18 protein-coding genes are annotated in these 17,828 nt (G+C 40.7%); 10 read left to right on the top strand and 8 right to left on the bottom strand.

The features are described 5' to 3' along the window. Positions 1–156: 156 nt before the first annotated feature. The 3 genes from ACFEL9_RS12160 to ACFEL9_RS12150 form a co-directional block, all read right to left on the bottom strand. Positions 157–537, bottom strand: coding sequence for a response regulator (locus ACFEL9_RS12160; protein WP_385890198.1), 381 nt, complete (start codon positions 535–537; stop codon positions 157–159). A 118-nt stretch (positions 538–655) separates the two neighbouring features. Further along, a complete protein-coding gene (locus ACFEL9_RS12155; RefSeq protein ID WP_276503881.1) occupies positions 656–1,285 on the bottom strand; it encodes a response regulator in 630 nt (209 codons plus the stop codon). 15 nt (positions 1,286–1,300) lie between these two features. Further along, complete coding sequence (locus ACFEL9_RS12150; RefSeq protein ID WP_385890194.1) at positions 1,301–4,369, bottom strand: PAS domain S-box protein; 3,069 nt, start codon at positions 4,367–4,369, stop codon at positions 1,301–1,303. A gap of 543 nt (positions 4,370–4,912) precedes the next feature. Between ACFEL9_RS12150 and ACFEL9_RS12145 the strand changes: the two genes are divergently transcribed. The 6 genes from ACFEL9_RS12145 (at position 4,913) to ACFEL9_RS12120 (ending at position 11,053) form a co-directional block, all read left to right on the top strand. After that, complete coding sequence (locus ACFEL9_RS12145) at positions 4,913–6,337, top strand: MATE family efflux transporter (RefSeq protein WP_385890191.1); 1,425 nt, start codon at positions 4,913–4,915, stop codon at positions 6,335–6,337. Between the two features lie 184 nt (positions 6,338–6,521). Next, complete coding sequence (locus ACFEL9_RS12140) at positions 6,522–7,259, top strand: murein L,D-transpeptidase catalytic domain family protein (RefSeq protein WP_385890188.1); 738 nt, start codon at positions 6,522–6,524, stop codon at positions 7,257–7,259. Between the two features lie 149 nt (positions 7,260–7,408). Then, positions 7,409–8,440 (top strand): radical SAM/SPASM domain-containing protein, encoded by a 1,032-nt coding sequence (locus ACFEL9_RS12135; RefSeq protein ID WP_385890185.1) that lies wholly within the window; start codon positions 7,409–7,411, stop codon positions 8,438–8,440. A 39-nt stretch (positions 8,441–8,479) separates the two neighbouring features. Further along, a complete protein-coding gene (locus ACFEL9_RS12130) occupies positions 8,480–8,956 on the top strand; it encodes a DinB family protein (protein WP_385890182.1) in 477 nt (158 codons plus the stop codon). Between the two features lie 338 nt (positions 8,957–9,294). Further along, the gene (locus ACFEL9_RS12125; RefSeq protein ID WP_385890179.1) at positions 9,295–9,750 is read left to right on the top strand and encodes a MarR family winged helix-turn-helix transcriptional regulator; all 456 of its coding nucleotides are present in this window, start codon (positions 9,295–9,297) and stop codon (positions 9,748–9,750) included. Positions 9,751–9,835: 85 nt separating this feature from the next. Further along, positions 9,836–11,053: a glycoside hydrolase family 10-like protein gene (locus tag ACFEL9_RS12120; RefSeq protein ID WP_385890176.1), complete on the top strand. Its 1,218-nt coding sequence runs from the start codon at positions 9,836–9,838 to the stop codon at positions 11,051–11,053. Between the two features lie 150 nt (positions 11,054–11,203). On the opposite strand, the gene ACFEL9_RS12115 is transcribed toward ACFEL9_RS12120, so the two are convergent. Then, positions 11,204–11,608 carry a hypothetical protein gene (locus ACFEL9_RS12115; protein WP_385890173.1) on the bottom strand — a complete coding sequence of 135 codons (405 nt, stop codon included), beginning with the start codon at positions 11,606–11,608 and terminating at the stop codon, positions 11,204–11,206. Positions 11,609–11,706: 98 nt separating this feature from the next. Here ACFEL9_RS12115 and rpoN point away from each other — a divergent pair, with 98 nt between their 5' ends. From rpoN to ACFEL9_RS12100, 3 genes are all read left to right on the top strand, one after another. Beyond that, entirely contained in the window at positions 11,707–13,194 is a 1,488-nt protein-coding gene (gene rpoN / locus ACFEL9_RS12110; protein ID WP_385890170.1) for an RNA polymerase factor sigma-54, read from the top strand. Positions 13,195–13,416: 222 nt separating this feature from the next. Continuing rightward, positions 13,417–13,953 carry a hypothetical protein gene (locus ACFEL9_RS12105; RefSeq protein ID WP_385890167.1) on the top strand — a complete coding sequence of 179 codons (537 nt, stop codon included), beginning with the start codon at positions 13,417–13,419 and terminating at the stop codon, positions 13,951–13,953. A gap of 152 nt (positions 13,954–14,105) precedes the next feature. Beyond that, entirely contained in the window at positions 14,106–15,140 is a 1,035-nt protein-coding gene (locus ACFEL9_RS12100) for a patatin-like phospholipase family protein (protein ID WP_385890165.1), read from the top strand. Positions 15,141–15,551: 411 nt separating this feature from the next. Here the strand turns inward: ACFEL9_RS12100 and ACFEL9_RS12095 are convergent, their stop codons facing one another. Continuing rightward, on the bottom strand, positions 15,552–16,145 hold the full coding sequence (locus tag ACFEL9_RS12095; RefSeq protein WP_385890162.1) for a transposase: 594 nt from the start codon (positions 16,143–16,145) through the stop codon (positions 15,552–15,554). Between the two features lie 89 nt (positions 16,146–16,234). Here ACFEL9_RS12095 and ACFEL9_RS12090 point away from each other — a divergent pair, with 89 nt between their 5' ends. Continuing rightward, positions 16,235–16,390 (top strand): hypothetical protein, encoded by a 156-nt coding sequence (locus tag ACFEL9_RS12090; protein ID WP_385890160.1) that lies wholly within the window; start codon positions 16,235–16,237, stop codon positions 16,388–16,390. Between the two features lie 275 nt (positions 16,391–16,665). On the opposite strand, the gene ACFEL9_RS12085 is transcribed toward ACFEL9_RS12090, so the two are convergent. The 3 genes from ACFEL9_RS12085 to ACFEL9_RS12075 all read right to left on the bottom strand — a co-directional run bounded on the left by ACFEL9_RS12085 (position 16,666) and on the right by ACFEL9_RS12075 (position 17,703). Next, positions 16,666–16,890, bottom strand: a complete 225-nt coding sequence (locus ACFEL9_RS12085; RefSeq protein WP_385890157.1) for a hypothetical protein — start codon at positions 16,888–16,890, stop codon at positions 16,666–16,668. 7 nt (positions 16,891–16,897) lie between these two features. Beyond that, positions 16,898–17,062, bottom strand: a complete 165-nt coding sequence (locus tag ACFEL9_RS12080) for a hypothetical protein (RefSeq protein ID WP_385890154.1) — start codon at positions 17,060–17,062, stop codon at positions 16,898–16,900. Positions 17,063–17,196: 134 nt separating this feature from the next. Beyond that, on the bottom strand, positions 17,197–17,703 hold the full coding sequence (locus ACFEL9_RS12075) for a hypothetical protein (protein ID WP_385890151.1): 507 nt from the start codon (positions 17,701–17,703) through the stop codon (positions 17,197–17,199). Positions 17,704–17,828: the final 125 nt, after the last annotated feature.

The following is a 17,828-nucleotide window of genomic DNA, read 5'->3' as shown; positions in this document are numbered from 1 at the left end:
GATAAGGCACTTCAACTACGAATTGTGGCAAATGTAATGAAGTAAAAAGCTAAAACTAAGTAATCGTATTATTATTGTTAGTTTATCAAATCATTGTTGTTTGTAGATAAACAACTACAAAAAAACGCTTAATTAACCCTTAGCAAATGCTGCTGTTCAGTCGTTTTTTTTTTCCGGCCCGAGTATAACACGGATTGATTTGATAAGGTCGCCTGGTAAACCATCCTTGCTAATAAAATCTTCGGCCCCTGCTTTGATTAACCTGGTTGCATATTGATCAGCCGGATAAGTACTAAGGATCAGTACCGGCAATTTTTTCTTCACTGCTTTTATTTTCTTAAGCGCAACAAGGCCACCGCCACCTGGCATAGCAAGGTCGGAGATTACAAGGTCCCATTCCTCATGCAAGACTTTTTCAAGAAGAGACAGAGTGTTTGATACTTCTTCTACATACACACCCGGAAATTCTTCTTCTACTATTTTTTTTAAAGCCTGCATGACGACAGGGTGATCGTCAGCTATAATTATCCTCAACATAACGTGGCAGGTGTTGGATTAGCAGAAATTCAACCTCTGCAAAATAGATTTTTGGGTCGATGCCGCTTGTAGCCTTGATTTTTTAAATAATGTAGAGTTTATACTACAAGCAAAATGTTTAAATAAGTTTTTTCTCGAGGGCATACCGTGTAAGATCCGCATTGGATTTGATTCCCATTTTTTCCAGGATTCTTGACCTGTAAGTACTTACTGTGGTTGTGCTGAGTGATAGCTGGCTGGCAATCTCGGATACAGACTTGCCCGACGCTATTAATTTAAATACATCAAACTCCCTGTCCGATAGCAATTCATGCGGCTGTTTGTTATTTGTATTGTGAAAGGCTTCGGCCAGGCGCTCGGCAATTGTCGGTGTAATAAACTTTTTGCCCAGTTTGACGGTTTGTATGGCTTTGATCACATTATCGTGAATGCTTTCTTTTTCGAGGTAGCCGGAAGCTCCGGCTTTTAATACCCGCAAAGCATATTGCTCTTCGGGATACATGCTCATTATAAGCACTGGCAGGTTAGGTGATACCTGTTTTATTTGGCCCAGGGCATCCAGGCCGCTACGGCCCGGCATGTTCATATCACAAATGACAATATCCCAACCATTGCTGATAATCTCTTTTAAAAGATCTTCTGTATCTGACACTTCGCCAATTACAGCAGAGGGATATTCCTCCAACAATAATTGTTTTAATCCACGTCGGACTATAGCATGATCGTCTGCAATTAGAATTTTTAGCATAGTGAGGTTTTGTTTTTACAGGTCGGCGTTGGGCAATGGAACAGCAACCGTTACGGTAGTTCCTTCACCAATTATGCCGGAAATGTTATATTGACCACCCATCATTAGGGTTCTTTCTTTCATTCCCAGTAAGCCCAGTGTTTTCTTCACGGTACCCGATTCATCGAACCCTTTTCCATTGTCATGCACTGTCAATACTAACTCCTTATCCCTTTGCTGCAGGCTCACCTTTACTTTTTTCGCTCCGGAATGCCTGGCAACATTTGTTAACGACTCCTGAAAAATACGGAAAAGTCCTATTTTAAGTGCATCAGGCAGAGGTTGTTCTATTTCCGGCAATGAACTTTCTGTTTCAATACCCGACCGTCGTTCAAATTCTTCGAGGTGCCATTCCATTGCTGCAAGCAAGCCAAGATCATCCAATAGAGTGGGCCGGAGTTCTGAAGCTATCCGTCTTACTGATTTTACGGTAGAATCAATGAGTCCCAGTATTTCCGCTAATTTTTCTTTTGCAGCCGCATTCTCCGGCTCTATCCTTTTATTTAACCAGGATACATCCATTTTCAAAACGGTCAGCAATTGCCCCAATTCATCATGAATTTCACGGGAGATATGGAGCCGCTCTTCTTCTCTTACATTTTGAAGGTGTCCGGTGAGTTTCCTGATCGATTCATAAGACTCCTTTAGCTTTTGTTCGGCAATATGCTTTTCCGTGATATCATTCGCCAACACGAGTCTTGTTTGTTGCCCCTTATAATAAAAGTCATGAGTATAAATATCGACATAAATGATCGTGCCGTCTTTTTTTAAATGTCGCCAAACGCCTGCATGAAAAATACCCCTGAATGCAGTATTGGTACTTGCTTTAAAACGTTCGACATCTTCTTTGGGCCGAAAATCAGCCATGGACAGTTTTAAAAATTCTTCTCTGGTGTATCCGTATTTTAATAAAGCGACATTATTTACATCAACGACATTGTAATCCGGTAAACTTAGCATCCACATCGAAAGCGGGTTATTTTCAAACAGGAACTTATATTTTTGTTCAGAAGAAATCAATTCTTCTTCAGCTCTCTTTCGTTCGGCAATATCAACTCCATTACCCAACAGACAGGGCTTGCCTTCAAAATTTATCAATACTGCTTTAAAATAGTAGGGTATTCTTCGTCCATCTTTCGTTAAAAAACTTGTCTCTGCATCGTTGATGCCTTCCATGAAGACACTTTCTATTCTTTGCGCTATATACGCTTTCGATTCTTCACCAAAAAAATCAGTGGGATGCATGTTTTCTATTTCTTTCGACGTATATCCTGTCACTCTTTCAAACTCCCTGTTCCAGCGAATGAATCTTCCGTTTGCATCAAAGAAGTAAAATACACCGGGAAGGCTTCCGATCAGCTTTTCCGCCAGGTCCCTTGCCTTATTAACTTCCGTTTCTGCTTTTTTCTGCTCAGAAATATCCCGGATAAAAATCGACAAACCATTCGGTGAAGGATAAATATAGTTGGCTTGCCATAAATTTAAAGGCGCATAATAATCTGTATTGGCAACATAAGTTTGCTCCGTCATCGCTTTTATAAAAGCATGGTAAGTTTCAGAGCCAACTGTCAGCGGAAATTCTTCCCATATATTTTTTCCAATAAGCGAGACCGGATCACGGTGAATGAGTTCACCTGCTTTTTCATTGACATAGGTGTAATTAAAATTTTTATCCAATGCAATGAACCCGTCGGTGATCCGTTCAAAAATATCAGTGAGCTCATTGGTTTTTTCTTCTACCTGGCGGGATAGTTCTTCATTAAAAGTCTTTAACCGGTTTTCTATTTCTTTTTTCTCAGTAATATCTCTCACAAAGCCAATAAAAAACCGATTTCCTTCCAGCAATAGGGGAGAGATGCGTAAAGAAACATCGATGCTTTCCCGGTTTTTTTTAATTGCCCAAAGGTCAATTGTCTTTCCAATTATCCTGCTCTCGCCGGTGTGTAAAAAACGTTCTAACCCCCTTTTGTGCGCCTCCCTGAATTCTTCCGGTATTATTAACTCTGCCAGCAGTCTGCCTCTTGTTTCTTCTTCCTTCCAACCCAAAAGATGCTCAGCTTCAGGATTCCACTTGGTGACAATTCCTTTACTATCCATCACGATTACAGCATCAGGAGCGCTACGAAAAATGGCTTGTATATGCTGCTCACTATCCCGCAATGCATTTTCAGTTTGTTTGCGGAGCAGATCTCTTTTATTTAGCAGGTAGGCATTATACCAGATTATAGCCACAAAAATAAAAATGATGCTTAAAGAGTAAAGAGCAGTTCCGAATTCATTATTGTAGATACCCGTCCAATATCCCTGCAAATGCAATAAACCTAATACCGCAGGAATGATGATGGCCGCTGGTATCAATACTCTTGCCAGAACGCTTCCGACCAGGCTGCTGCTAAATTCTTTCATCACTCCCTTGTCCGCATCTGCAAAAAGAACCGATAGTGAAAAAAGAAAAAAACACAAAGCAGTGGACGGAGCCATGGAGATGTGAGCAAGAAAACTGGTTGAAGTATCTACATTATATAATTGGCTCAACAGCGAAAGCATTCCAATAAATGCCACGATGAGGACAAGGTAATGGGAGGTTCTTTGCTGTAAACCTGCCTCATATTTGAACAGGATTAGTGAAATACCAGCCAGTAAAAAACAAAAAGCAGTATTGGGAGCCATTTGGTTTACCAAGCCATCTCCCCTTTGCTCAGCTAGTTTATTGGCATATAACACCGTGTCAAGTTGCCAATCGAAATTGAAAAGAAAAGCACCAAACTCAGCAATTCCTATAATCACAACAATTATGGTTAATACAAAAGCTGTTATGTTGTGAGAAGATCGGAGAAATAAAAACACAGCTATGCTGATCATTAAAAATCCAATTGCGGTCAATGGGTTCATGGAGGTTGGAGGCAGTCCCATCTGTTTTAATCCGGTAATATCAAATTGCCACCCTATCAACACCAGCAAAGCAATGACCCCCACGGTGATGATCAGGTACCTTGACCAACTCCTAAATTTTTGCTGTAACGCTGTATCAATGGGTAACTGCATACCAATACTTACTTCTTCTAATGGAATCAGGATTTTGAAGCATCAAAGCCGGCTGGTCTACCGTGTTGAATGTTTTGCGCATGACCGGCTAATCCCTCAAATGCTACAATTCAAAGTACCAGGAACCTGGTTATTCGATAGATCACAAACACTTTTCATTCAATGAAGTACTAATCAGAATATTAAATTTAATGAAAAACAATCGTCAAATCATTTGTCATAAAAATAAATACACCTCTGTCGAAATACTAATTAGGAAAAACACTTATCCTGCATTAGTATAAATCAGTTAAACGGCTTTTCCGATGCTACATCCTTCAAAATTTCAATTTCATCCGTATATTTTTTTGTTTTTGGTCATCTGTTTATTTTTTGCCGGTGAGAGTAAAATCTTATTTTTGATCTTCAGTCAAGCATACGAATATGAAAATGTGCTAAGGTTCGCCCCCAGTTGTAAATCAGAACCTGCCTTTTTACGGACAACAAACTAAAAGCAACAACCCGTTGCTGTATTTCATTTCATTTTAATACAAAGAATTTATCATGTCGGAGTCAATGACCTCAACGAATAAAATTTCGTCGTTTTATGTATTGCTGAAGCAAGCTATACGGGGCGACGAGATGGACTACACCACTGGCAGCATTCGTAAAGCGGTATTCATGCTGGCCATACCTATGATGCTGGAAATGTCGATGGAATCGGTGTTTGCAGTAGTTGACCTTTATTTTGTAGGACACCTGGAAGATAGCAGCCATGCTATACAGGTGGTAGGGTTAACCGAATCAGTTTTGACAATTATCTATTCCCTGGCCATAGGAATGAGTATGGCCGCCACTGCCGTAGTAGCCCGGCGGGTGGGAGAAAAAAATACCGATGCGGCAGCACATGCAGGTGTGCAGGCAATTTTAGTAGCTATTGGCATTACCGTTGTTATCAGCATTCTTGGATTGGTATATGCAACCAGCATTCTCGAAATAATGGGCGCCTCGCCCGAAGCTGCGGCAAAAGGAACTCCTTTTATCCGCATTATGATGGGAGGCAGTGTAGTGATTATGCTGCTGTTTTTGATCAATGGTATCTTTCGTGGGGCTGGTAATGCAGCAATAGCTATGCGAAGTTTGTGGCTGGCCAACATTTGTAATATCATCCTGTGCCCGCTTTTCATCAATGGCCTTGGACCTATCCCGGCTTTCGGTTTAACAGGAGCAGCTATCGCCACTACAACCGGCAGGAGCATCGGTGTTTTCTATCAGCTGTTTCATCTATTGAAGGGAAATGGCCTGCTGAAAATAAAAACAGAACATTGGAAGATAGATTGGCCGGTGATCCAATCATTAACCAGGATCGCCGCACCCGGTATTCTCCAATTTGTTATTGCTTCGTGCAGCTGGATATTCCTGGCGAGATTGGTGGCGCTGACAGGCAATGACGAAGGATCGGCTGGCTATCAAACCGCTATACGCCTGATGTTATTCTTTTTACTACCAGCATGGGGACTGAGCAACGCTGCAGCCACTTTAGTGGGCCAAAATTTGGGGGCAAAAGAATGGCAACGGGCGGAACTATCGGTGAAGAAAACAATCCTCTACAATACCATTTTTATGTTTATTGTTACAATTTTCTTTTTCATCTGTGGCGACTGGCTCGTTTCTTTTTTTACCAATGACCCCGAAGTACAGCAAATCGCCGGTGTAGCCTTACGAATCATTACTTCCGGTTATATATTTTATGGTATTGGAATGGTAATGATGAATACATTTAATGGTGCAGGTGATACCTGGACACCCACGATAGTCAATCTTTGTGGATTCTGGCTTTTTCAAATCCCACTTGCTTATTTACTGGCTAAACATTTTGAAATGGGAGCCACCGGTGTTTTTATTGCAATACCCATAGCCGAAACCGCTATAACTATTGCTTCTTATATTTTATTCCGAAAGGGTAATTGGAAGAAAGTAAAAGTGTAGTGGACATATTGATAAATACTTGTTACCCGTCAATGGTAACAAGTATTTTTTCTTTGAGCGGAATCAAATCACCGCGTAATAATGCTCAATCTGTCATGAAACAGTACTTTATTGCTTTTAATTCTTAAAAGCCGATACTAATTTTGACCTCAATAGCGTTTGGTATTTTGAAATCCGTACCCTCTTGAAAACCCCTGTAACAATATCGATTTGTTGCCTGTTATTTGCATTGTTCAGTCTCTCCTGGCTGAGCTTACCCAAAAATAATAGTCTTGAAATTGTGCCGGTAACTTCTGGCCTGCCTGTGGATTTAAAGCCACTGGCAGATGAGATGGCATCTTTATACTTCTTACTCAACTTACATGAAATGGGCTTGTCGCAGCCGGTATTTGAGTATGCATACAAGGGTTACAACCATTTGGTAAAGAAAAAAATCATCAGTAAACAGAATTATCTCACTATTTGTGATTTTAGCCAATCTTCTAATAACAAAAGACTTTATGTGGTGGATTTGGCAAAAAAGGAAGTATTGTTAAATACATATGTCGCACACGGACGAAATTCAGGGGGAGAATATGCTACCCGCTTTTCAAACAAGCTAAGGTCATTGCAAAGCAGTCTCGGATTCTATATTACACAAAACACTTATTACGGGGAGCACGGTCTCTCACTGCGTATGAGGGGGCTTGAGACCGGTTATAATGATAAAGCCGTCCGCAGGCGGATCGTTATTCATGGAGCCGATTACATTGGTGATGACTGGCTAAGACAAAACCCGTACATGGGACGCAGCTATGGGTGTCCCGCTATTCCAAGAAAAGAAAGCAACTACCTGATCAATACGATCAAAAACGGAAGCTGTCTCTTTATATACCATCCTTCCAAACGATATATGAAAGAATCGAAAATATTAAACGGCTGATTGGACACAGAACAAGGATGGATGATAACAAAAGGCCCGGCTTACCCTATGGTCGGGCCTCTTTGTTTACACCTTGAAAAAAAGGTTAACTAAATAGCAGGATAATTTCTTTTAATCGTCTACGGCATCCGGGCTTACCTTTACAAATCATGTCCCGTATCAATCGCCACGATACTATTAATCTTTTATCTAAACTAAGTTTTCGCCGTGCCTGGAATGGGACAAAGGTGTTGAGTAGCTTCTACCTGAGTAAATGGACCAGGAAACCTATACAATGGGGATACCCCGTTTCCATTTCTTTTGAGCCCACTACTTCCTGCAATCTTCGTTGTCCCGAATGTCCCAGCGGGCTACGAGCCTTTACAAGGCCGACAGGCATGTTACAAAAAGATTTTTTTAGTGAAACAATTGATCAGCTTTACAAAGATCTCTTATACCTGGTTTTTTATTTCCAGGGTGAGCCCTACCTGAATCCTTCTTTCCTGGATATGGTAAAATATGCTTCATCAAAAAAAATATATACCGCTACTTCTACAAATGCGCATTATTTAACTGATGCCAATGCCAAACGAACTATTGAAAGCGGCCTTGATCGCCTGATTATTTCAATAGATGGCACTACGCAGGACACATACCAGCAATACCGGGTGGGTGGTAAATTAGAGAAAGTACTGGAAGGCGCCCGTAATATTGTAAAATGGAAAAAAGAATTAAAAAGCAAAACCCCTTTTGTTGTTTTTCAATTCCTGGTAGTAAGGCATAATGAGCACCAGATCGAAGAGGTAAAAAAATTGGCAAAGGAAATTGGCGTAGACGATGTGTGGTTTAAAACAGCACAGGTTTATGATTATGAAAACGACCCCAACAAACTGATCCCAACCATTGATAAATACAGCCGCTACAGGAAAACGGCGGCAGGAACTGAGTTTAAAGGAAATCTTTCCAATCAATGCTGGCGCCTTTGGCATGACCCTGTGATAACCTGGGATGGACTGGTGGCACCTTGCTGCTTTGATAAAGATGCGCAGCACAAACTTGGGAATCTGAAAGAAAAATCATTCAAAGAGATCTGGAAAAACGGCGAATACACTAAATTCAGATCACAGATATTGAAGGGCAGAAAGAATATCGATATATGTGCCAATTGTTCAGAAGGCACAAAGGTCTGGAGCAATGATTAGTACGGTTTGACAACAAGCAGCCATTAAACCAATCTTAATATGCAAATTCCATCCTCTGTTTCCACCCGCCTGCAATACCAGCACAAATCACTATTAGATATCCTGGACGGCCTATCCGATGAACAAATAAGAAGACAAGTGCAACCGGGCAAATGGTCCATCTTTGAAAATATTGTACACCTGCAAACCTACCAGCACACATTTACCAGCCGGGTACGAAAAATTCTTGAAGAAGATAATCCAAACTTTTCAGCATATACGGCAGAAGCCGATCCGCTGTTTCTTGATAATTGTACTAAAACGAGCAGGGAAATAATACAGGATTTACTTTCGACCCGCAAAGAGATGGCAGCAGGCATACTTTCCTTCAAGGAAACTGATTTTGTCAAAACGGGTAGTCATCCTGCGTATGGCAAGATGAGCTTGTTAATGTGGCTAAATTTTTTCCTGTTGCATGAAGCGCATCACCTTTTTACCATCTTTAAACTGGGTGGGATGCTGAAAAAGGAAATCTAGAATCTTACCAGCGTTTCATTTGATTATAGAGGCCGGTATAAAAGGATATAAAACCCTCATAAAAACTCCTGATGGACTCAACAATTAATTTCATGCTGTAAGATTGGAACTGTGGGATAATTTGCTTGTGATACAAAGAAAGTTCATTTCCTTTCATGAAAAATTTCTATGCTTCCGGATTTTATACACAGGTGTGAAAAAAAGGCCAAATAAACGATGCAGAAGATTAATTTGATGTTGAAACATTAACTTTGTGATAATCGAACCGGTGAAAACGAAAATGCTGCTGACAGCGAACGTTTTAAAATATTCTATTTTTATTAAACAATCCTTTTGCAATGGGTATCGATCATGACATTCACCAATCGAAGTTCCGCAATGAATACCAGCGGGCAGGAGTGAACCTGTTATTCACTTATGGTTGGGTAATGGAAAGGACGAAAGAGCTTTTTGCCTCCGAGGACATTACCCCGCAGCAGTTTAATATCCTTCGCATCTTGCGTGGCAGCCATCCGCAGCCGTTATCTACTTTGCAGATCAGAGAGCGAATGCTGGATAAAATGAGTGATACCAGCCGCATTGTTGACCGCTTAATTGCAAAAGGCCTCCTGAAAAAAGGCACCTGCAAAACTGACCGCCGCCTGGTAGATGTAATGATCACCGACAAAGGAAAAAAACTGCTGGAACGTTTGGATGAACGCCAGGATGAATTGGATAATATCGTAGGCAACCTGAGCGAAGAAGAAGCTGCTACACTTAGTAAACTATTAGACAAAATAAGGGGCTCGGAATAATCGTTTAAGCAATAAATAGTTTTTTATAATTTGATTAACCCTTCTTGAGTTAATTTCATCCCTTAATTCAATATTCGCTGAAAATATGAGGTTATTGTTTTGTACCCTTGCCTGTTTCTTCGCTTTTTCTGTTTTTGCACAACCACAATATGAATTTCGTGGTGTATGGATCGCCACTGTTGATAATATCGATTGGCCCTCAAAAAGTGTGCATACCGTCTATAGCCAAAAGGCGGAATTTATACGCCAGTTAGATCAGCATAAAAAAAACGGGATGAATGCTGTTATCGTGCAGGTTCGCCCATCGGCTGACGCTTTTTATCCATCGACGCTGGAGCCCTGGAGCCAATGGCTTACCGGTGTTCAGGGCCGTTCACCTTCGCCCTACTACGATCCGTTGCAGTTTATGATTGAGGAAGCGCATAAGAGAGGGATGGAATTTCATGCCTGGTTAAATCCTTATCGTGCCAACTTCAACATCAGGTCGGCATCTATCGCTCCCAATCATATTACCCGCATCCATCCGGAATGGTTCATAACTTATGGTGATAAAAAATATTTTGACCCGGGAAATAAAGAGGCGCAGCAGCATGTGATAGCAGTAGTGAGGGATATTGTAAAAAGATATGCCATTGACGCCATTCATATGGACGATTATTTTTATCCCTATCGTATTCCCGGCAAAGAATTTCCCGATCAAACTTCTTATTGGAGATCGGGAACTAAGCTGTCGAAAGATGATTGGCGCCGGAGCAATGTCGATTCTATTATTAAAAAACTGAACGCTGTTATAAAAGAAGAAAAACCCTACTGCAAATTTGGGATCAGCCCTTTTGGTGTTTGGAGAAATAGTGATAAAGACCCGGAGGGAAGCAATACCAAAGCAGGCCAAACTAATTACGATGATCTGTATGCCGATATATTGCTGTGGCTGGAAAATGGATGGATTGATTATGTAGCGCCGCAGTTGTATTGGGAAATTGGGCATAAGCTGGCCGACTATAAAGAATTGATCGACTGGTGGAGCCGCCACAGTTATGGCCGTCATGTGTATATCGGCCATGGTATTTACCGGGCTTATGAAAAAAACGCCGCCTGGAAAAATCCCAATGAATTGCCTAACCAGATCAAATTGCTGAGACAATATCCCGAAGTACAGGGCAGCATTTATTTTAGCAGTAAAAGTTTTGAGCACAATCCCAATGGCTGGAATGACAGCTTGCAGAATAATTATTATAAAAGCGGAGCTTTAATACCTGAGATGGACTGGCTGCCTTCGAAAAGCACAAGTGCCAGGAGATAGACTTACAGGTATTTTGCATCTTTAGCAGTTCACAGCAAACAAATCAGCAGGGAATGCGAGATTTTTAAAATCATTGCTGCTGCATTTACAGGGCTGCCGAATAATCAAATTGCGTTCATCATCACGACCGAAAATCCTCCTCTCATAAAATTATTGCGGTCGTAGTGCATTCGGTTTTTGTTCCAGATAATTAGTGTATTCCAATGAACCTAATCTTACCCGTAAAGGAACAGATGTTGCTTTTTCAAACTGCCATTCTTTTCGGCAAAAGAAACTGAGTTCTTCTTTATTAAAAGCATTTTGCGAAAAGATAGGTTTTGCCAATGCAATTGTTTGGGGTAATTTGTAAGTACTGCCGTTAGGAAGTGAGTTGGATGGAAGAAAATAATTTTTAGAAAATTTTAGAATATAGGTTAAATCACCGGCAGCCCGCTCTCTGAAAAGCTTTACAGCGGCGTTTTTACAAAAGTTTTCCACATTTTCAGATTGACCAAAAATGTTGCTGGAACACAGTAAAATCAACACAACAAGAAAAGAAAAAATACGTTCGGGCATTCCTATTCATTTATCTTGTAAATTTACGGCCTGATTTTTGATGAATGGCGGAATTTTTTTAAACTGAACCGACCCTAAAAAAGATTCGATAAATAATTATGGCCCTTAGTCAGTCTCTACAACAAAAATTATTACAGAAGCTATCACCTCAGCAAATCCAGCTAATGAAGTTGTTGCAGGTACCGACAGCTAACCTGGAATTAAGAATTAAAGAGGAATTGGAAGAGAACCCTGCACTCGAGTTGGACGAAGAGAAACATGAGGATGAAAAAGAAGAAATGCAGGATGAATTTACCGACGGCGAGGATACGGAATATGATGATAAAAATGGGAGCGAAGAAGAATATGGCAATGTAGATGTAAGCGAATACGTACAGGATGGTGATGACGACGTAGCGGATTATAAATTACGTGACGACAATTACCCGGAAGAAGATCAAAAGCAGGTTCCCTTTAAAACAGAAACCAGTTTTTATGAAACATTGTTACTTCAATTGGGTTTATTGAAACTGGATGAAAAGGAACATAAAATAGCAGAACAAATAGTAGGAAGCATAGATGAAGATGGTTACCTGAGACGGGAAACCTCAGCCATCGTGGACGACCTGGCCTTCCGCCAGAACATTTCTGCAACGGAAGAGGAAGTAGAACAGATCATCCAGCGCATCCAAAATTTCGACCCCCCCGGTGTGGGGGCCCGTGATCTGCAGGAATGTTTGCTGCTGCAGTTGCAACGACAAAAAAATGAAGGCAAGGATGTTGACATTGCCATACTGGCCATCAAAAAATACTTCGACGAGTTTACCAAGAAACATTACGAAAAGATTCAACGTGGATTAAATATAGATGAGGACCAGTTGAAAAAGGTAATGCAGCAGATTGTCAAGCTCAATCCCAAACCCGGTGGCAATATAGGTGGAATGAGTAAGGCCGAAAGTTACGTAGTACCTGACTTTTTTATTTTCAATAATAACAATAAGCTTGAGCTAACGCTTAATTCCCGAAATGCGCCTGAGCTTCGCATCAGCGAAGGCTATCGTGACATGATGAAGGAATACGACCGCGGCGCTAAAAAAGATAAGCGGCAAAAGGAAGCGGTTATTTTTATCAAGCAAAAAATTGATGCTGCTAAATGGTTTATCGATGCGATCAAGCAAAGGCAGCATACTTTGCTCAGCACGATGACGGCTATTATGAATCACCAGCATGATTTCTTTGTTAGCGGTGATGAAACCAATCTGAGACCGATGATCCTGAAAGATATTGCTGAAAAAACAGGATTGGATATTTCTACCGTGAGCCGTGTTGCGAATAGCAAATTTGTTCAGACAGAGTTTGGCACCTATCGGTTAAAATTCTTTTTCAGTGAATCATTGAGCACCGACAGCGGTGAGGAAGTTTCGACAAGAGAGGTAAAGAAAATTCTCAGCAATCTTATCGAAGGTGAAAGCAAGAAACACCCATTAAGTGATGAACGCCTGACTGAATTATTACAGGAAAAAGGTTACAATATTGCCCGGCGTACGGTTGCCAAATACCGGGAACAGTTAAATATTCCTGTTGCAAGGCTGAGAAAAGAGTTGTAATAAAAAGCGATCGGTAATCTTCAAAAATATTTTCACGCAAAGACGCAAAGTAAATAAGACGCCAAGAAAGTTCTCGCTTTGCGACTTTGCTCCTTATGCAGCTTTGCGTGAAAGCCAAATCTTTTGAGAGTGCCTTCTTTTGGGTTAACATTGCCCTTATACCCACTATAGAGTATTGGCAGCGACAAAAATTGGTTTACATTTATCAGGTAAACCTTTTTTATGCAAAACCAAACTTACCGGTTATTGATCCCGGTGCTGCTGCTGTTTTGTATTTCCGCACATTCGCAAGATCCCGAAGACACTGAATTCAGAAAAGGCTGGGTTAATTATCTGAAGCTGGACAACGGCGTTATCAGCAATTTTCATGCGGCACCGGACCTCTATGTTGGCGGCATTCGCCTTAATCCCCAAATCACGGTTATACAGCATAAACTCCGGCTTGGCGCCAATGCAGGCCTTGTATATGGCAATAAAAAATGGTCGGGACTTTTCGGGCCTTCTGTCGCTTTTAAACTAAAATCATTTAATTTAAAAAACCTGGCAGGACTGGGCAACCTGCAATTAATAGCAGAACATAATTGGGGCACAGAAAAACAAAGACTGGTTGGCGGTGGCATAGGACTAGAGTTGTTACAAAAGCTAATGCTGCTATTCACTGCTCAACGGGATTATAAGCTGAACACCTGGTGGATACAATCACATATCGGACTTCGGATTAACAAGCCAAAAAACAAAGTGCCGGAATTCAACCAATAATTTCAAGGGCAGGTTTACTCTTCTTTATTTTCTACCATTAAAAACAATACAGATGAAATGAGACATAAAATTTTCGAGGCAAATTATATCAACCGCCGATGAAAATTTTATGTCGAATTCCATGTGACCAAAAAAAACAAAAAAATTAACACATGAAAAAAGCGTTGGTCATCAGCGGTGGCGGGTCCAAGGGAGCTTTTGCAGTGGGCGTTTATAAATACCTTGTTACAACTTTTGATTTAGATTTTGATGTGCTGGTAGGTACCAGTACGGGATCACTGATCGTGCCGCTGGCAGCATTGGGCAAAACCGAGATGCTGGAAAAATTATACACCACCCAAAAAACCGAAAACATCGTTATCAAAGACAATATCGGTAACCGGCTCGACAAGGATTCCATATTTGATGTAACACCCCTGTGGGAAACAATAAAAAGATTTTATACGAATGATTTTTATGATGAGCTGATGGATTCCGGCAAAGAAATTTACCTGAACACAACCTGTTTGCAAACGGAAGAGCTGGTTGTTTTCACCACTGCTGCCAATCCGGTTCCTTCCAAATATTATGAATTGAGAACGCTGGAAAATGCGGAGCATTTTCGCCGGGCCGTATTGGCATCGGCCTGTCAGCCCGTATTTATGACACCGGTAAAAGTCAACCGGGCGGTACCGGGGCATCCCGATCCTGATCACCAATTTGTAGACGGAGGTGTAAGAGAATATGCCGGCGTACAAATGGCGATCGACAATGAAGCCAAAGAAATCTTTACCATTTTACTCTCCACCGATAAGGCAGGCAATGCGCCGGAGTTTAAAACCCTGTTCCCGATACTGGAGCAAACCATTGGCATCTTCACTACCGATGTCGGCAAGAATGACCTGGTCATTCCGTTGCTGTACAACGAAGCCATTACCTATATTGATGCTGTCAAGAAAAAAATGAAGCGGGAAGGAGTGTCTGCCGATGATATCGCTAAATACTTTTTTATCCGTGGCCGGGAAAATCCTTTTGAAGATAAAATCCCTTTGAAGATACATATCATCCGGCCGTCAATGCCTTTGGGAGGTGGACCGGGTGGCCTGATATTCGATCCAACAGAAATGAAAAAAATGTTGGCGATTGGTGAAACACAAGCTGAGAATTATGTGGCTAGTTTATCACCCGGTGATGTGGACTGGGCTTAAAAAATTTAATGAAATTATTTGTTTGAGAAACCAGGAAGTTCAACTTAAATTTAAATAGATCTACAAAATTCCGTCATAATAGACATGTGTCGGTGCGTTCTATATTTTATGGACCAGCCATGGCAGCGGAAACAGATGATTTAATTTGTAACTGCAATACTTGGCTTTGACTTTACACCTGAATGGTCACAAATGAATTTTGCCTTTTTCAATACCTAATTTTAGCAGTAGCCCAAGTAGTAATATTATAGATGCTATCAGATAAATAGGCAATACAATTTTGCACCTTCTTATCTGTTCTTGTGTTACGCTAATCTTCTCAAGAGCATTGCTTTCTTGCCGAGTGTCCGCTACGTAGACCTTCTAAGCCGATGTCTCACAGCGCTGGCCGTGTTTGGCGTGGACTCGGCGTCAACTTGTAATGTTTTTTGTTAAATCAATATCATCCAATTCAAGAAAATTTATAACCGGATAAACACCTGGTTCATCGCATAGATAAAACCTTGCTGAGCTATGTACATATTCTGTTACATCAGATGCAAGATTCCATTTCCCTCTACAGGGATTATTATGAATATAATCTAATTTTTGTTTCATAAACTTATGCGTCCGGCATTCCTTCCAGTCAAATGAATCCTCCCATACTTCATGCTTTTTGTTCCTTTCCCTGTCCTTAGCTTCCACTGATAAGTTCAGCTGATGCAATAATTTAATTTCCCCTTGCTGTTTCAATCGATTTATAATTTCATAAGCGATAAACCTTTTGCCATTTCCAACAATCGTATTAATTGACTGACCTGTGTTCCGGAATGCTATCAATGCATGCAGATGATTAGGCATGATAACATAGCCATTAATAAAATGTCCCTTACTTTTTAAATGATCGAACCAATTGTACACTAAATCATAACCACGTGTCTGTTCAATTAAAGCTAACCATTGATGGCAGGTGATTGTGATAAAATAAATCCCATCTGGTTCGGTTATCTTGCGCTTAACTGGCATTCTTCAAATTACAAATTATTTTTCTTTGCTTCGTAGTAGTACGGCGAGTGCCACAAAGCCAACTCACAAGGCCATCTGACACATCGCCTGTGAATTCTATAATTTGGACACTCGGCAAGGAAGTAGACTACGGACAACCGGGAACACTCGGCATGGAAGGAATGAAAAAAATGTTGGCTATTGGTGAAACACAGGCTGAGAACTATGTAGCGAGTTTGTCGCCGGGTGATGTGGATTGGGCTTAAAAAATTTAATGAAATTATTTGCCTGGGAAACTACCGCCCTGGGTCGTGTCTCCACGACCCAGCTATTTAAAACACATCCTCAAATCCTTTAAAAAGGAAGAATTCCTTGATTGATCGTGGCTGTCCGGAAAAATCTTCGCTGATTCAATGAATGATTTTCGGTTATTCTCAAATAAATCTCCATCCACGATCAGGGCTACCTATTGTTACCAGATTCCGGCACGTGTCTCCACGTGCCGGGGCGTTCGACATTTGTTTAGGGAATACACCCTAGATTAGACTTTGATACGTTGGATTACTTGTTTACTTAGACCGGTAAGCTCTGCTATCTCTTCAGCTTTATACCCTTTTGCTTTCATTGTCTTTGCCATTTCATGAGCCTTCTTGTTTTCAGCCGTTTCGGTTACTTCTTTTTCCAACTGCTTTTTAAGTTCTTCCCTGATCTTATATTCAGGTACATATTTTTTGCTTTGTTCTACCGCCCTGGGTCGTGTCCCCACGACCCAGCTATTTTAAAACATCTCTCAAATCCTTTAAAAAAGAAAAATTCTTCTCATTTAATTCATCTTCCAATAACAGTTCTTGCCATTGATTGATCGTGGCTGTCTGGAAAAACACTTCGCTGATTTCAATGAATGATCTTCGATTATACTTAAATAAATTTCCATCCATTGGCCAAAGCTACCTATTGTACAAGATTCCGGCAGGTGCCTACCGGCCGGCAGGCACCTGCCGGGCTTTCTTTTTTTTAAACGGACATTAATCAAAATAGCAGACGGTACGCCTATTAACTCACAAGAACGGAGTTATTTATCTATAACAATATAAAAAGAATTACAGGCAGTACCTACACACCCAGCAACAACACCTTCGACAATGTAACTGTTTTTATAATCATATATTTCTGGAAAATGAGATACTTGAATGCCTCCCGTGCCCCTAAAACGCCTAAGTGATTTTGCTTCTTCTAAACTGACCTCCCTATTTCCGATATGTACTATATCTGATGAGTCATAGGAAGTACTTATTATCCTAAGCAAGGTATCCTTTCCAGCCATTCCAATAAAAACTGTGTCACTTGGTGGCAATGAGAACCACTGTAATTCAATTTTTTTAAAATTAACTCCTTCTTGGATTTCAGGAAAAGTAGCTTTTAGGCTATCGATATTCTCAAATATCCTATAACGAACAGGCATAGATGTTAGTGCATTTTGCTTATGAATACTTCTGCACTCCGTTGTCCTTAGTTTGTTTTCCTTGGCTGCTGAATAAAAGAAAAAAAGTTGAACGGTTGTCATGAGTCTGTGACTCATGACTGAAAGATTTTATAAAAATACCAAATCCAACTAAACACACCCTTTGTCGTCACCCTTTCAATAATCACAAAATAATTTTGACAGCCTTTTACGCATTCATTTAACCCCCAAAAATCTCCATT

The organism is Terrimonas alba (assembly GCF_042434975.1).
In the GTDB taxonomy this organism is placed as follows: Bacteria; Bacteroidota; Bacteroidia; order Chitinophagales; family Chitinophagaceae; genus Terrimonas_B; species Terrimonas_B alba.
The sequence above is the reverse complement of the archived record's forward strand: the minus strand, read 5'-3'. Positions and strand labels throughout refer to the sequence as shown.

What these genes read in the sequence shown, in the direction of transcription:
- ACFEL9_RS12160 (WP_385890198.1), bottom strand. Translation starts at nt 537, where the DNA reads ATGTTGAGGATAATTATAGCTGACGATCACCCTGTCGTCATGCAGGCT.
- ACFEL9_RS12155 (WP_276503881.1), bottom strand. Translation starts at nt 1,285, where the DNA reads ATGCTAAAAATTCTAATTGCAGACGATCATGCTATAGTCCGACGTGGA.
- ACFEL9_RS12150 (WP_385890194.1), bottom strand. Translation starts at nt 4,369, where the DNA reads ATGCAGTTACCCATTGATACAGCGTTACAGCAAAAATTTAGGAGTTGG.
- ACFEL9_RS12145 (WP_385890191.1), top strand. Translation starts at nt 4,913, where the DNA reads ATGTCGGAGTCAATGACCTCAACGAATAAAATTTCGTCGTTTTATGTA.
- ACFEL9_RS12135 (WP_385890185.1), top strand. Translation starts at nt 7,409, where the DNA reads ATGTCCCGTATCAATCGCCACGATACTATTAATCTTTTATCTAAACTA.
- ACFEL9_RS12130 (WP_385890182.1), top strand. Translation starts at nt 8,480, where the DNA reads ATGCAAATTCCATCCTCTGTTTCCACCCGCCTGCAATACCAGCACAAA.
- ACFEL9_RS12125 (WP_385890179.1), top strand. Translation starts at nt 9,295, where the DNA reads ATGGGTATCGATCATGACATTCACCAATCGAAGTTCCGCAATGAATAC.
- ACFEL9_RS12120 (WP_385890176.1), top strand. Translation starts at nt 9,836, where the DNA reads ATGAGGTTATTGTTTTGTACCCTTGCCTGTTTCTTCGCTTTTTCTGTT.
- ACFEL9_RS12115 (WP_385890173.1), bottom strand. Translation starts at nt 11,608, where the DNA reads ATGCCCGAACGTATTTTTTCTTTTCTTGTTGTGTTGATTTTACTGTGT.
- rpoN (WP_385890170.1), top strand. Translation starts at nt 11,707, where the DNA reads ATGGCCCTTAGTCAGTCTCTACAACAAAAATTATTACAGAAGCTATCA.
- ACFEL9_RS12105 (WP_385890167.1), top strand. Translation starts at nt 13,417, where the DNA reads ATGCAAAACCAAACTTACCGGTTATTGATCCCGGTGCTGCTGCTGTTT.
- ACFEL9_RS12100 (WP_385890165.1), top strand. Translation starts at nt 14,106, where the DNA reads ATGAAAAAAGCGTTGGTCATCAGCGGTGGCGGGTCCAAGGGAGCTTTT.
- ACFEL9_RS12095 (WP_385890162.1), bottom strand. Translation starts at nt 16,145, where the DNA reads ATGCCAGTTAAGCGCAAGATAACCGAACCAGATGGGATTTATTTTATC.
- ACFEL9_RS12080 (WP_385890154.1), bottom strand. Translation starts at nt 17,062, where the DNA reads ATGGATGGAAATTTATTTAAGTATAATCGAAGATCATTCATTGAAATC.
- ACFEL9_RS12075 (WP_385890151.1), bottom strand. Translation starts at nt 17,703, where the DNA reads ATGAGTCACAGACTCATGACAACCGTTCAACTTTTTTTCTTTTATTCA.